13 protein-coding genes and 2 pseudogenes are annotated in these 13788 nt (G+C 61.6%); 12 read left to right on the forward strand and 3 right to left on the reverse strand.

Annotation, left to right across the window (positions count from 1 at the left end; all coding sequences use genetic code 11):
- Nucleotides 1-193 (forward strand): hypothetical protein (locus VQ044_RS17455; RefSeq protein WP_331827732.1); only part of this gene is annotated, 193 nt, incomplete at its 5' end.
- Nucleotides 180-422 (forward strand): annotated as a pseudogene (locus VQ044_RS17460) (NADP-specific glutamate dehydrogenase); the annotation flags it as partial. The gene VQ044_RS17455 and the pseudogene VQ044_RS17460, both read left to right, overlap by 14 nt.
- On the opposite strand, the pseudogene VQ044_RS17465 reads toward VQ044_RS17460, so the two are convergent.
- Nucleotides 421-588 (reverse strand): annotated as a pseudogene (locus VQ044_RS17465) (IS256 family transposase); the annotation flags it as partial. The pseudogenes VQ044_RS17460 and VQ044_RS17465 overlap by 2 nt on opposite strands.
- Before the next feature lie 496 nt (nt 589-1084).
- On the opposite strand from VQ044_RS17465, the gene VQ044_RS17470 reads away from it, so the two are divergent.
- Nucleotides 1085-1714 carry a type 1 glutamine amidotransferase gene (locus VQ044_RS17470; protein ID WP_327648513.1) on the forward strand — a complete coding sequence of 210 codons (630 nt, stop codon included), beginning with the start codon at nt 1085-1087 and terminating at the stop codon, nt 1712-1714.
- Nucleotides 1715-1954: 240 nt separating this feature from the next.
- On the opposite strand, the gene VQ044_RS17475 is transcribed toward VQ044_RS17470, so the two are convergent.
- A complete protein-coding gene (locus VQ044_RS17475) occupies nt 1955-2632 on the reverse strand; it encodes a FadR/GntR family transcriptional regulator (protein WP_327622667.1) in 678 nt (225 codons plus the stop codon).
- A 174-nt stretch (nt 2633-2806) separates the two neighbouring features.
- Between VQ044_RS17475 and VQ044_RS17480 the strand changes: the two genes are divergently transcribed.
- The 9 genes from VQ044_RS17480 to VQ044_RS17520 all read left to right on the forward strand — a co-directional run bounded on the left by VQ044_RS17480 (nt 2807) and on the right by VQ044_RS17520 (nt 12657).
- Nucleotides 2807-4150, forward strand: a complete 1344-nt coding sequence (locus VQ044_RS17480) for an NAD(P)/FAD-dependent oxidoreductase (protein ID WP_327622668.1) — start codon at nt 2807-2809, stop codon at nt 4148-4150.
- Between the two features lie 79 nt (nt 4151-4229).
- Complete coding sequence (locus VQ044_RS17485) at nt 4230-5714, forward strand: glutamine synthetase family protein (protein WP_327622840.1); 1485 nt, start codon at nt 4230-4232, stop codon at nt 5712-5714.
- 69 nt (nt 5715-5783) lie between these two features.
- Nucleotides 5784-6722: a glutamine amidotransferase gene (locus tag VQ044_RS17490; RefSeq protein ID WP_327622669.1), complete on the forward strand. Its 939-nt coding sequence runs from the start codon at nt 5784-5786 to the stop codon at nt 6720-6722.
- A complete protein-coding gene (locus VQ044_RS17495; protein ID WP_327648484.1) occupies nt 6710-7579 on the forward strand; it encodes a GXGXG motif-containing protein in 870 nt (289 codons plus the stop codon). The genes VQ044_RS17490 and VQ044_RS17495 overlap by 13 nt, the downstream gene beginning before the upstream one ends.
- 34 nt (nt 7580-7613) lie before the next feature.
- A complete protein-coding gene (locus VQ044_RS17500; protein ID WP_327622671.1) occupies nt 7614-8963 on the forward strand; it encodes an FMN-binding glutamate synthase family protein in 1350 nt (449 codons plus the stop codon).
- Nucleotides 8964-8974: 11 nt separating this feature from the next.
- Nucleotides 8975-9388, forward strand: coding sequence for a hypothetical protein (locus VQ044_RS17505; protein WP_327648486.1), 414 nt, complete (start codon nt 8975-8977; stop codon nt 9386-9388).
- Nucleotides 9389-9392: 4 nt separating this feature from the next.
- Nucleotides 9393-10271, forward strand: a complete 879-nt coding sequence (locus tag VQ044_RS17510; protein WP_327648488.1) for a carbon-nitrogen hydrolase family protein — start codon at nt 9393-9395, stop codon at nt 10269-10271.
- Nucleotides 10272-10372: 101 nt separating this feature from the next.
- Nucleotides 10373-11995 (forward strand): APC family permease, encoded by a 1623-nt coding sequence (locus VQ044_RS17515; RefSeq protein WP_327622674.1) that lies wholly within the window; start codon nt 10373-10375, stop codon nt 11993-11995.
- Nucleotides 11996-12069: 74 nt separating this feature from the next.
- Complete coding sequence (locus VQ044_RS17520; protein WP_327648490.1) at nt 12070-12657, forward strand: hypothetical protein; 588 nt, start codon at nt 12070-12072, stop codon at nt 12655-12657.
- Between the two features lie 72 nt (nt 12658-12729).
- On the opposite strand, the gene VQ044_RS17525 is transcribed toward VQ044_RS17520, so the two are convergent.
- The gene (locus VQ044_RS17525; protein ID WP_327648492.1) at nt 12730-13626 is read right to left on the reverse strand and encodes a DMT family transporter; all 897 of its coding nucleotides are present in this window, start codon (nt 13624-13626) and stop codon (nt 12730-12732) included.
- Nucleotides 13627-13788: the final 162 nt, after the last annotated feature.

Below are 13788 nucleotides of genomic sequence, written 5' to 3' on the forward strand. Positions count from 1 at the left end.
TTCCGCATCCGAGCAGCGGGCCCGCGGACGAACCATCCTCATGGAAGTTGGCGGTCCGCTGGTGGGCCGTAAACGGGATCGTGCCGACACGTGGTCCGGACGGAAAACACGCCTGCAGAACTCTCATCAGCCCCCCAAGGAGTTCGAAACGTTGACCGTCCATTCCCGAATGACAATGCATGAACGCAATTGATGAAAAGCTGCAACCGATCCTGAGCATGGTCCTGCACCGCAACGCCGGTGAACAGGAGTTCCATTAGTCCGTCCACGAAGTGTTGGAAAGTCTCGGCCCCGTCGTCTCGAAACATCCCGAATATGCTGACGAGGCGCGGATCGAACGGATTTGTGAACCCGAGCGCCAGGTCATCTTCCGAGTGCCGTGGATCGACGACCGAGGCGAGGTGCAGATCAATCGCGGGTACGATAGGTCCCCCGGCCATCGGACCGCTCGTGCCGTCCGGCGCCGATCTGGCCCTCGACATCGTGTCTCATCAAAAGCTAGAGGACAGCTTCGCTCACGGCGCGCAGAAAATCTCCCTCGTCATGCTTCCGAAGAAGCTCGATCAGCGGCATGGTCGTCGCGGTCATCGGGGTCTCCGTGTCGGCCAGGTTGAAGTCCGCAAACTCCACCGTATCCGACCACATCGAGGGCCACCTCCTTAGTCTAACACCCAATCTGGGCGAGGAATTTCCACCACTTCCGGACGCTACCGGCAGCCTCGCGAGCACGTCGTTCCACCTTGGTTCGCAGGGATTATTGTCCCAGTGAAAGGGAAGACATCACGGACGCCCTCGGGCACGCGCTGGACATACCGCCAAACGCCATTGCGTTTGGTGAGATGCTGCAAGATCGCCACTTCAACCGCCATGTTGCACATGATGTTATGCAGGTGACCCGACAAGCAAGCCGGTTTGGCGGGTGGTAAGTGATTGTTTTTCGGGAAGACCAGAACTCGGCAGAAGCCGAATGGTACGCCCAAAGGGAGGGAACCCGATGAGAGTACTGGTGCTGCAGCATGAGCGCATGGAACATCCCGGTGCCTTTCGCGCCTTTCTGGAAGAGGACGGGCACCAATAGCGCGCCATCCAGCTTCAGGAAGGGGACGATCCGCCGCCGTTCGACGAATTCGACGCGCTCTGGGTCATGGGCGGCGTGATGAATGTCTGGGAAGAGGACACTTACCCTTGGCTCCGCGCGGAAAAGGCCCTGATACGCGAGGCGGTCGAAGGCCACGGCATGCCGTTCCTGGGCATCTGTCTCGGCCATCAACTCCTGGCGGAAGCGCTTGGCGGCGCCTGTGGCCCCGCCGAGACGGCGGAAGTCGGCATCGGCGAAGTGCAGTTGACTGAAGGCGGCGCCACGGGGATTTTCTTCGATGGCGTTCCCGAACGGTTCCGGGCTCTTCAGTGGCACGGTGCCGAGGTGAAGCAAATGCCCCGCGGCGCCAAATGCCTCGCCACTTCGCCAGCCTGCGCGGTGCAGGCTATGCAGTGGGGGCCACGGGCTTATTCCCTCCAGTTTCATGCGGAAACAGAGCGGGATACGGCTCGAAACTGGTCCGCGGTGCCAGCCTATGAAAGCGAACTCGAGGCGGCGCTCGGGCCGGGCGGCGGCGCCCGGCTGATAGCGAATTGCGATGGGGAAATGGCGGCGTTCAATCAAATCGCCGAACGGCTCTACATCAACTGGCTGCAAGCCGCCGCGAACGCTTAAGAGTCCGTTTCGAAACTCACTGCGGCGGGTTCAAAGGCCCCTCGGATGGTCGCTCCGCAATGACATGATACCCGATTTCCGCGGGTTTGGGCGTCCCGGGTGAACCATGGAGGCTGGTCTTGGCAGGGTTTCGAAACGGCCTCTAAGNCGCTCCGCAATGACATGATACCCGATTTCCGCGGGTTTGGGCGTCCCGGGTGAACCATGGAGGCTGGTCTTGGCAGGGTTTCGAAACGGCCTCTAAGTCGCGGCGGCTCGGGTGAGCGAGAGCCGCGCTGTTTCGAGATGTTGCTTCATTAAGGTCGCCGCCCGCTCCGGCTCGCGCGAACGAATTGCATCGACGATCTGGCGGTGCTGAACGTTGTATTGCGCGATCGTGCTTTCATCGAGTGTGAGTTGACGCATCTGCAGCCACTGCTCCTGATTTCGCACGGAGTTGATCTGACCGACGATCCAGATCAACAGGGAATTGCCCGTAATATGCGCCAGGCGGACATGAAAATCCCGGTCCGCGGCCGAGAAGGCGACGGGGTCGGAGACGCGGGCTTCCATCTTGGAGAGAAGCTCTTCCATCTCTTCCAGATCCTGCATTCGGGCATGCAGGACCGCGAGGCGGCAGATATGCGGCTCCAGCGCGAAACGCGCATCGATCAATTCGAGCGGCCTCGCGTTCTCGACCACCGGATTGGCTTCCTCCTTCGCCTCGAATGCCACATATGTTCCGCTTCCGGGGCGTACCTCGACCAGCCCCTCCTCTGCCAGACGATTGAGGGCTTCGCGCACCGTTCCGCGGGCGACCCCGAAGGTTTCAGCCATTGTCCGCTCAGGCGGCAATCGATCCTTCGGCGCGCGGATTCCACTCTGAATCTCACGCCGCAGGAGGGCGGCAACTTCGGCTGAGCCAATTTGATTTGCCATGATCAGGACGACTCCGAATTTTCGTTTTCTAGTCCAAATTTATGCCAATAAATGCATATTGGCAAATTATTTCAACAATCGGATCAAAATGGGTTGCATTTCGGATCAAACTCACTGAAACTCCGACGTCAGTTAAGTAGCGCTCAATCACTTGATGCCGACTGGAGCTGGATCGTGGCATTTCCCGAATATGCGGAATTCGTCGTTGTTGGCGCCGGCATTCACGGCTTGGCCACCGCCTGGCGGCTGGCCGAGCGCCTGACCGAAAGGAACGAAACGGTCGAAGGCCGCATCATCGTTCTGGACAAGTCAGGGATCGCGGCGGGCGCTTCGGGCATTGCCTGCGGCGTGGTGCGAAACAATTACTTCCAGCCTGCCATGCGCAACCTGATGGCCCATTCGGTGGGTGTCTGGGAAAGCGATCCGGAGGCATTCAGCTACCATCCCGTCGGTTATATGCAGATTTCCTGTGAGGCGATGCGCGACGATGTGGCGCAGATTTTCGCGGAGCAGCAGGCGATCGGCTATGAGAGCGTCTTCATCGAAGGTGCCAACGCCGCCACGAGCTACATGCGCGGCCTGTTCGACGACTGGCAGGCCCAGGCGATCACTTCCGTCCTGCATGAAAAGCGCGGCGGCTACGCCAACAACACGACATCGATCTACGGCCTGGCAAAGAAGGCCGAGGATCTGGGCGTCCGGATTATCACCGGCGTCGAGGTCAAGGGCTTCGTCAGCGACAATGGTTCGAAGGCGGTCCGTGCGGTGGAGACGGACAAGGGTCCCATCCGCTGCGACCGCGTCATCATCGGGGCGGGCCCCTGGGTGCGAAACTTCTGGGACATGCTTGGTCTGCCGAAGCAGATAACCGTCAAGGATCTGAAGGGGAACGTCCGCGAAGGCATCGACATGTGGCGGTTCTGGCAACTCGAGGAAGGGCTGCTTCGGGTCGACCCGGGGATGCTGTTGACCAATGGCGGCAAGATGCCGCCAGTGATCCATGTCGACACGGACGCGCCGCTGATCTCGGACGTGGACGGCTCCACGATCACCGACAAGATGTGGGGCATCTACTACAAGCCGGACTGGCATTTCGGCGGCGTGCAGGGCGGCGCGGCGCCCTACAAGGTCGATACTCCCGTCGACGAGGTACAGATCGACCCCTATGGGCCGGACAGTCCCGAATTCGTCTCCGGACCGGCGTTCGCGCATATGTGGGTCTCCGCCCTCGCCCATTGCCACAAACGCTTCGAAGGCATGATGCCCAAATATCACCGGGAGCCATCCGGCGGGATCGGATGCTTCACCCCGGACTCCTTTCCGGTCTTCGACCACTTCAACGAAAACGCGACCGTCATCGCGGACAGCAACCACGGCTACAAGATGCTCGGCGTCGGACGACTGATCGCCGACGAGGTGATGGGCGAGGAGCAGGAACTGCTGAAGCCGTTCCGCTTCGACCGCTTCGAAAAAGGCGAGCTGCACCCCACTTCTCACAGCCCCTTCCCCTGGAGTTGATCGGGACGCGAACAGAAGCACACAAAGGCGGGCCTCTTTGAACGTTCCGCTGAAAACAGGGAGCGCGAACGTGAACAAAATGGACGCAAAGTTCGGCAAGACGGACATGGAGCGCATCGTCGAGGCCGATGGTCGCGACGCGCTCGTCAAGGAAGTCCGCAAGAAGATCGACGATCTGGGAATTGAGTATCTCTATCTTCAGTTCGTCTCGATTACCGGGCGGATTTGCGGCAAGGGTATCCCGGCGGACCACTGGGAAAGCATATCGGGGAAGGGCTTTCAGCTCGTCTACGGCGCCACCGTCAATCTCTTCCTCAACCGGCACGGCGAATATATGGGCTACGGCCCCGAAGCGGCCGAGCTTGTCGGTATTCCAGAGCCCGAAACATTTTGCCAACTGCCGTGGGACAAACGGGTAGCGCGCGTATGGTGCACGCTGTTCCGCAACCGCGAGGAACGGGAAAACCCCGGCGCGTTCCTCACCTCGGATTGCCGCGGCAATCTTCGCCGAATCCATCAGGAATTCGAGAACAAGCACGGGTTGCACCTGCGCGCTGGAACCGAACCGGAGATGATGTGGCTGAAGAAGGACGAGAACGGCAAGCCCGCCGGCGGCTTCTCCAACCCCTATTGCTATCACATCGACCAGTTCGAAAGCCTGCGTCCAGTCTATATGAAGGTGATCGAATACAGCCGTGCGATGGGCCTCGACATCATCCAGGGCGACCATGAGGATGCGCCGGGTCAACTGGAGCTGAACTTCGCCTTCGACGACTGCCTCAGGAACGCCGACCGGCTGACCACCTATCGGCAGATCTGCGCCCAGGTCGCGCGCGAATTCAACCTGATCGCCTGCTTCATGGCCAAGCCGTTCATGGGCGTCTCGGCCAATGGCTGCCACCACAACATTTCGCTCTGGCGCGGCGGCGAGGACGAGCATCCAAAGCTCGGACAGAAAAAACGGGCCGCGATGGATGCGGTTTTCGCCTACCAGAAGGGCGGGGACAACACGTTCATGCCGGAGGGCGACGACCCGCAGATGCCGGGCGTGGTCGGCCAGCACGCGGTTGGCGGCATCGTCAAGCATCTCGACGCGCTGACCGCGATCGGTTGCTCGACCGTCAATTCCTACCGGCGCCTGTGGGACACCGGTTTCTGGGCCCCGATCTTCAAGGACTGGGGATACCAGAACCGCACCACCGGCCTGCGCATCTCGGCGCCAGGACGTTTCGAATTCCGCTCGGTCGACTCGATGGTCAATCCCTACCTGATGGCCGCCGGGATCCTGATGGCAGTGGACGACGGGCTGACCAACAAGATCGACTGCGGCAAGCCGGAAGAGCGCAACATCTACGCCGCGATGGAGGCGGGCAAGCAGGTTCAGAAACTGCCGATGTCGCTTGGCGACGCGCTCGCGGCGCTGGCCGAGGACGACGTGATCAAGTCGGCCATGCCCGGCGAGATGTACCGCCTCTACGACGAATACAAGCGGGACGAGTGGGAACGCTTCATGCACACCACCACGGACTGGGACGCTGACACCTATCTCGATTACCTGCCGTGAGACGGGCGGCGAGACAAGTCGGCATGGGGCTGCGAACGCCTCGAAATATTTGCGGGAGGAACAGTTAGCATGTGCGGAATTGCTGGCCTCATTTATCGAGGCAAGAACTCCAATGTTGGCGCCGAGATGACCTCGATGCTGCAGGCCCTGAAGCATCGAGGGCCGGATTCAACCGGTTTTGCCGTCTATGGCGAGCCCAATCCGGGCGACTACATCCTGCGCTTCAAGCTCGCCGAAAAAGAAGAGATCGACGCCGTCGGTTATCGTATTGGCGCCAAACTAGCGGAGCGGCTGGAGGAAATCGAGAGCCGGCTTGCCGAGCACGACGTGGAGGTGAAGGATCGCAAGAAGGCGACCGAGTACGCCTATCGTTTCGTCATCAGTCATGACGGCGATACCGAAGAGCTCGCCCGCTACATCGAGGATGTCGAGGGCGTGGAAATTCTCAGCCTCGGCAATTCGCTGGAGCTGATCAAGGATTTGGGCGACGCCACCGACGTTTCCAACCAGTACCAGCTCGGCGGGTTCACCGGCACGCACGGCATCGGCCATACGCGGATGGCCACGGAGTCGGACGTCGATATCCGCTCGGCCCATCCCTACTGGGCCTTCCCCTACAACGACGTTGCCGTCGTCCATAACGGCCAGATCACCAACTACTGGATCATGCGCCGCCAGATGGAACGCAAAGGCCACCGCTTCACCTCCGACTGCGACAGCGAATTGCTGGCGGTCTACACCGCCCACAACCTGGCGAACGGCGTCGAACTCGAGGAAAGCCTCCGCCGGTCGATCGGAGAGATCGACGGTGTCTTCACCTACCTGGTGGCGACAAAAAACCAGCTGGGCATGGCCAAGGACACGATGGCTGCCAAGCCGCTCGTTCTCTACGAGAGCGACGATCTGATCGCCATGGCGTCGGAGGAGGTCGCCATACGCGCGATCCTTCCCCAGGAAATCGACACCTACGACCCCTACGATGAGGAGGTACGGGTATGGCAAGCATGATGGATGCCGAACTCAAGGAAATGACCCAAGAGGAGCGGGCCATCGCGCTCGGGATGACGACCGAGCAACTCAACGGTCGCACCATGCTGATCGAGTTCGACGAGGACGAGGCCGAGCGCTTCACCTACCCGTGGGCTCCTGACGTGGATTTCAACAAGCGGACGGAGTTGGACACCGACAATTTGACCGCCACGCAGGTCAATAACCGGATCCGCGATCTGATGAGCGAGGGTTACGGCAGCATCGTTATCCAGAACCCGCGCGGCAAGCACGCTCTGGGCGTTGGTATCCTCAACAAGCTCAACCTGATCGTCGAGGGTTCTCTGGGCTATTTCGGCGTCGGCCTGATCGACGGGCCGACCGTGAGGATCAACGGCCGGGTCGGCTGGTCCTGCGGCGAGAACATGATGTCCGGCATCATAGTGATCGAGAAGAACGCCGGCTCGACCTTCGGCGCGGCGATCCGCGGCGGCGATCTGGTCTGCAAGGGCTCCGTCGGCTCGCGGACGGGCATCGACATGAAGGGCGGCACGATCATCGTTGGAGGCGATACCGGGGCATTTTCCGGCTTCATGATGCAGCGCGGCCGAATGGTGGTTTGCGGCAACGCCGGCAAGAATCTCGGCGACTCCATGTATGATGGCACGATCTATGTGGGCGGCAAGATTCAATCGTTCGGCGTCGACGCGGTGCCGGCGGCGCTGACCGACCTCGACAAGGCCTGGCTGACCCGAAAGCTCACCCAGTACGAGTTGATGCCCGAGAAGGGCGTCGACCACTTCACCAAGATCGTCGCGGGTAAGCAGCTCTGGAATTACGACAATCTGGAGCCCGCCGAGAAAAAACTCATCCTCTAACGGGGGAAGGATTACCGAAATGGACGATGGGCGCATGCCGAAGAAAACTCCGGTGGACCGTGACGTGTATCGGTTGGGAAAGTCATTCGTTTTCCCGCCGCACGTGATCGACGATATCCATATCAAGTCCGAGCTTGGCCGGTATCGGATGCGGGGATTCTCGCTATTCAAGAAAATCCCGCATTGGGACGACCTGACCTTCCTGCCCGGCACGCTGACGCGTTTCGTCATCGAGGGTTATCGCGAAAAATGCGAAACCAGAACGGTGATCGGTCCGCGCGCCAAGCGCCCGATCGATCTGGACATCCCGATCTATATAACCGGCATGAGCTTCGGCGCGCTCAGCTACGAGGCCAAGACCGCCCTCGCCCGCGGCGCGACGATGGCGGGAACCGCCACCTGTTCGGGCGAAGGGGGAATGATCCCGGACGAGCGACGCTATTCGTCCAAGTGGTTCTACCAGTGCATTCAATCCCGCTACGGCTTCAATCCGCACCATCTGGTGCTGGCCGACGGCTGCGAGTTCTTCATCGGCCAGGGCTGCAAGGTCGGCCTCGGCGGACACCTGATGGGCCAGAAGGTGACCGATCAGGTGGCGGAGATGCGATCGCTTCCCGCCGGCATCGACCAGCGCTCGCCGGCTCGACATCCGGACTGGCTGGGACCAGACGACCTCGCGCTCAAGATCAACGAAATCCGCGAGGCGACCGACTGGCAGATTCCGATCCAACTCAAGCTCGGCGCCGCGCGGGTCTATGACGACGTGCGGATGGCGGTGAAATGCGATCCGGACTCCATCTACATCGACGGCATGGAGGGCAGTACCGGCGCCGGACCGCATCTGGCAACGGAGGAGACCGGCGTGCCCGGCATCGCCGCGATCCGTCAGGCGCGCCGGGCCATCGATGACCTGGGCAAGCGGGGCGAGATCACCTTGATCTATGCTGGCGGCATCCGGAACGGGGCGGACGTGGCGAAGGCCATCGCGCTCGGCGCCGACGCCATCGCGATCGGCCATTCCGCGATGATGGCCCTGAATTGCAACAAGGACATCCCCGAGGCGAATTATCAGGAGGAGATCGGCGTTGAACCGGGCTCCTGCTACCATTGCCACACCGGTCGCTGTCCGGTTGGCGTCGCGACACAGGACCCGCTCTTGCGCGCGCGGCTCGACCCGGACGAGGCGGCGGAGCGCGTTTACAACTTCCTGCACACGCTGACCATCGAGGCGCAGCTGTTTGCCCGCGCCTGTGGCAAGACCAACGTCCACAGCCTTGAGCCGGAGGATCTGGCCGCGCTCACGATGGAAGCATCCGCCATGGCGGGCGTGCCGCTTGCTGGTACGAATTATACGCCTGGCGTCGAAGATTATCACCATCTCTGAGGAGAGACCGAATGGCCGGAACACAATACCGCGGCTCCGAAATCAAGGATGTCGATCAATTCCTTAAGGATTCCGCAGGTCTGGAGACCGATCGTGAAAAGGAAATTGGACAGCACATCGGCTACCGATACGATGTCAATCTGGTTCCCGATTACAATCACATCACCCCTTTCTTACAAAAATACATGGAGGTGATGGGATGGGATGACCTCAACTGGCTCGAGGACATCCACATGGGCTACGAGGAAGGAAAGCCCGCCGTTTTCGACCGTAACATCAACGGTTGGGTGAGAGTGCCCGACTCCATCGAGCTGCCGAATAACCAGCAGGACCGGGACATGATCGCGCGGGAACTTCTCATCAAGTTCCAGATGTCGGATCGGCACCCGCTGGCAACGCTTCGGCAAGCGTATACCAAGTTCTGATGCAATGGCACGGTCGCTGAACCTCGCCTGCCTCCAGACCCGGCCGAGAGCGGATTTTTCGTCCGCGCTGTCGGAGGCACTGACGTTGGCGGATGCCGCGGTCAGCGCTGGTGCGCAGATGCTCCTCCTGCCGGAATACTGCGGCGGCCTGCGCACCGAAGGCCGTTTTCTCGCGCCGCCCGCCGAGCCGGAGGCGGACCACCCCGTCCTGCAGGAACTGAAGGTCTTTGCGCGGGCGCGGAAGGTCTGGATCATGGTCGGATCGGTGGCCGTATCCGATGCCGCCGGCAAGTTCCTCAACCGAAGTCTCATGATCGACGACACCGGCACGATCAAAAGCCGTTACGACAAGATCCATCTCTTCGATGTCCAGCTTTCGGAAACCGAGGCCTATCGGGAGAGTGAACGTATTTCCCCCGGTAACGAAGCGGTCCTGACCGAAACGCCTTATGGGATGATCGGCCACACGATCTGCTACGATCTGCGCTTCCCGACCCTCTTCCGCGATCTCGCGCGGGCCGGGGCAGAAATCATCGTGGTCCCGGCCGCCTTCACCAAACGCACGGGCGAAGCGCATTGGCATGTGCTCAACCGGGCCAGAGCGATCGAGAACGGTGTCTTCATCGTCGCCCCTTGCGCGATCGGCCCGGTCGAGGGCGGTGGCGAAAGCTACGGACACTCGCTGGTCGTCGATCCATGGGGCGAAGTCGTCGCGGATGGAGGCGACATTCCCGGCGTCGTGCACGCGACCATAGACCTCGATCAGGTCGCCGCCACGCGCGGCCGGATTCCCAGCCTTTCCCATGACAGATCGTACAGGCCGGCCGCGAGCCCTGGCGGTACGGAAGAGGTGACCGACGAACCCCTAAAGAAGCGGAGATAACGCCACGGGAGGTCGGTCACGGAGGACGAGCGCGTCGGTATCACCGGGTCAGAGATCCGGGGAGGAAACCGGCGCACCTGCATAGATAAGGGAGGGGAACCATGTCTTCGGATCAATCAGTAGCGTTGAGTGCTCCAACAGTTGACGAGCAAGGCCTTCACCGCAGTATCGGCTGGAAGGACGCGTTCTGGCTCGCCAGCGGTGTTCCGGCTCTGCTGCTGTTCTCGATCGGCGGAATCGCGGCCACGATCGGCAATCCGTCATGGGTCGTCTGGATCCTGTCGGTCACGTTCGGCTTCATCCAGGCCTTTATCTACGCCGAGATCGCCGGCCTGTTTCCAAGCAAGAGCGGCGGCGCATCGGTCTATGGCGCGGCCGCCTGGGTCCGTTACGGCAAGGTGATCGCTCCGCTCTCGGTCTGGTGCAACTGGCTAGCCTGGACACCGGTGCTGGCTATCGGCGGCGGGCTCGCCGCAGGTTATATCCTGACCGTTTTCTTCGAGGCGGACTCCGCGATCCGCAGCTGGGAAATCACCCTTTTGAACCTCGACTCGCTGAAGCAGGGCCTCAGTCTCAGAATCGACGCGACCTTTGTCATCGGCGCGGCCATCTTGCTGGTTGTCTTCGGCATTCAGCACGGCGGCGTCTTGCGGGCCGCCCGCTTCCAGATGGTGGTTGGATTGGCGGTGGTGATCCCGTTGCTGATCGTGGGGATCGTGCCGCTGCTGACGGGGGACGTGCTGAGCGAAAACCTTCTGCCGCTCAAGCCCCTCGCCTTCGATGACGCCGGCAATGTCGTTGCCGGTACATGGAATATCCCGGGCTGGACGTTGTTTCTGGGTGGGCTGTTCATCGCGGCCTGGTCGGCCTACGCCTTCGAGACGGCGATCTGTTATACGTCCGAGTTCAAGAATCCGGGGACCGACACCAGCAAGGCGATCCTCTCCGCCGGCATTTTGTGCCTCGTCATCTTCTCGCTGGTCCCGCTGACTTTCCAGGGGGTGCTCGGCGTCGAGGGCATGTTGCAGGACGGTATCGTCGATGGCTCCGCCGTCGCGGGCGCAATGGCCGGGATGGTCGGCGGCGGCTCGTTCGTCTACTCGCTGATGGTCATCATGCTCATCCTCGCCCTCTTGCTGGCGGTGATGACCTCCATGGCGGGATCTTCACGGACGCTCTACCAGGGTTCGGTGGATGGGTGGCTGCCGCGCTATCTCAGCCGTGTGAACACCCACGGCGCCCCGACCCGGGCAATGTGGACGGATTTCTGCTTCAACCTCATACTGTTGTTGATGTCGGATTATCTGTTCGTGCTGGCCGTATCTAACTGCTGCTATCTGATCTTCAACTTCCTCAACCTGAACGCAGGGTGGATCCACCGGATCGACAACGCCGAAACACCGCGGCCATGGCGCTGCCCGACGCCGATCATGGCGATCGGCGTGGCGCTCAGCTTCGTGAACGCACTGCTCCTCGGCGCGGGCGCGAATGTCTGGGGCGAAGGTACGCTGATGGCTGGCATCATCGCGGCCGCGCTGATCCTGCCGGTGTTCGCTTACCGCCACTACATCCAGGACGGCGGCAAATTCCCGGCGCGGATGCTGGAGGATCTGCACATCGACTCACGCGATCTTTCGATCCGTCGGGCCGGAATGAAGCCCTACCTCGCCCTGGCGGCCGGAGTCGTCATCGTGATCGTCGCCAATCAGATCTTCCAGCTATAGCGACCATCCCTTCCCCGAAACGGTTCGGGGAAGGGATACAAACGGGGCAGTCTTGAAACGCGGGAGAAAAAGACGTGAACAGACCGCTACACGACGACGGGATCGAGGCCGCGCCGAACCCCCTTCAGCACGCGTTCTTGCGTTGGCAGTGCCGCGTCCGACAGCTCGCAATGCGCAACAATGCCGGCCGTCCGGACGCCGCGATCACTCCCTCGGTGAGGCTGGAGGGCGAGCATGAAAAACTCGGGCACATCATCACGGTGCTGTCCAAGGCACCGGCCTATTCCAAGACCTCCGAACTGCTGCACATGGCCAGGAAGACGAACGACCCCGCGGAGCAGCGCGAACAGGCGCTGCGCTATTTTTCTGCCGTCTATTACCAGAAGCCGCGGGAGTTCTGCGACATCCTGACCGCGACCTTCCCGCCGAACTCACCCGGTGCCGCGACGCTCCGCGCCGGCGGGCGCTGCACGTTGACCTTCGAGGCCTATGCGCAACGCTACGACCTCCTGTGCAAAGTCCTGCCGCTTGGGCGGCGAAATCCGCTCTACGAGGCCACCTGGTGGCATAACAAGCTGTTCAACCCGAGCCTTCATCCAGAGACCGAGATCCTCGGCTTCGTGCCGGACTGGCCGACCAGCAGCGCCGACCCGATGCCCTGACGAAAGCCGCTTCGGAAAATCCGGTCCGCGATCGGTGACGCTGGACGCAGCGAATGCCGTCCCGGCCCTTGGTCAGGCCTTCCGCTCCGCCAGCGCATCGACGGCACCGGCGGTCAGGATCATGCCCGTGCCGATCAATTTCTCGATCCCGTAGGGTTCACCAGCCAGCAGCGCGGCGGTGATCGACGCCGCCACGACCTCGAGCATCAGCAAGAGCGCGATGCGCCCCGGATCCAGCTTTTGCGCGCCCCAGACCATGGTCCACGTGATCGGGATCAGAACAACGACCACGACGCCGAGGGTGAACGGCGCCGCGGCGAATACCTGGTCGGTGGAGGGCATCGCGGATGTAGGATTCAACAATGCGAACACGAGCGACAGCAAGGCGCCGAAAACCAGGCTCAGCCAGGTTTTCTCCATCTCGTATTCGCCCACCACCTTATGGGCGAAGGTTGCGCCGATAGCGAACACGATCCCGGAGGCCAGGCCCATCCATTCCCCAAGCCCCCGCGGCGACGGCACGCCGGCCCTGAAGTCGAGGATCACCATGGCGCCCGCAAAGCCGAGGGCGATCACCAGGACGCGGAGCAACGAAAGCCGTTTGTCGAGAAACACGACCCCCAACACCGTGCCCCAGACCGGCGCGAGGTAGAACAGAAGGGTCACACGAACGATGTCGGCGGTAATCAACCCGTGTTGATAGGTCGCGAACATGGCGCCGAAAAACACACCGGTCCCCCAGACCATCGCACCCGCCCGCAGCAGACGGCCGGAGCGACCGAGGATGAACGGCGTCAGGCACAGTGCCGCGAGGCCGAGAACGGCAACGCTGGTCCAATCCCCCTTCAGGCCATAGCCGTCGATCACCCGCAGCGGGATCCACCAGCACCCCCAGACCAGCGCCGAAAGGGCAACCGCGACGGACGCCCGAAGGGTGGATGGTGCGGGGGCGGCCCAGGTCGCGGTCATTCGTCACCTTTCTTGCCGCTACAGCGCCGACAGCGCCGCGCCTCTGTCAGGCGCCTTGCAGACGCTGTCGGCTTTGAGACAGCAGCATCGTTTCGTCCAAAACCCGAGTCCCCATTTTTGGAACGATGCCGCAAAGCCGAGGCCGGCGAACCGGGAGCCGGT

It is taken from the genome of Aurantimonas sp. C2-5-R2 (assembly GCF_036549495.1).
GTDB lineage: Bacteria > Pseudomonadota > Alphaproteobacteria > Rhizobiales > Rhizobiaceae > Aurantimonas > Aurantimonas coralicida_A.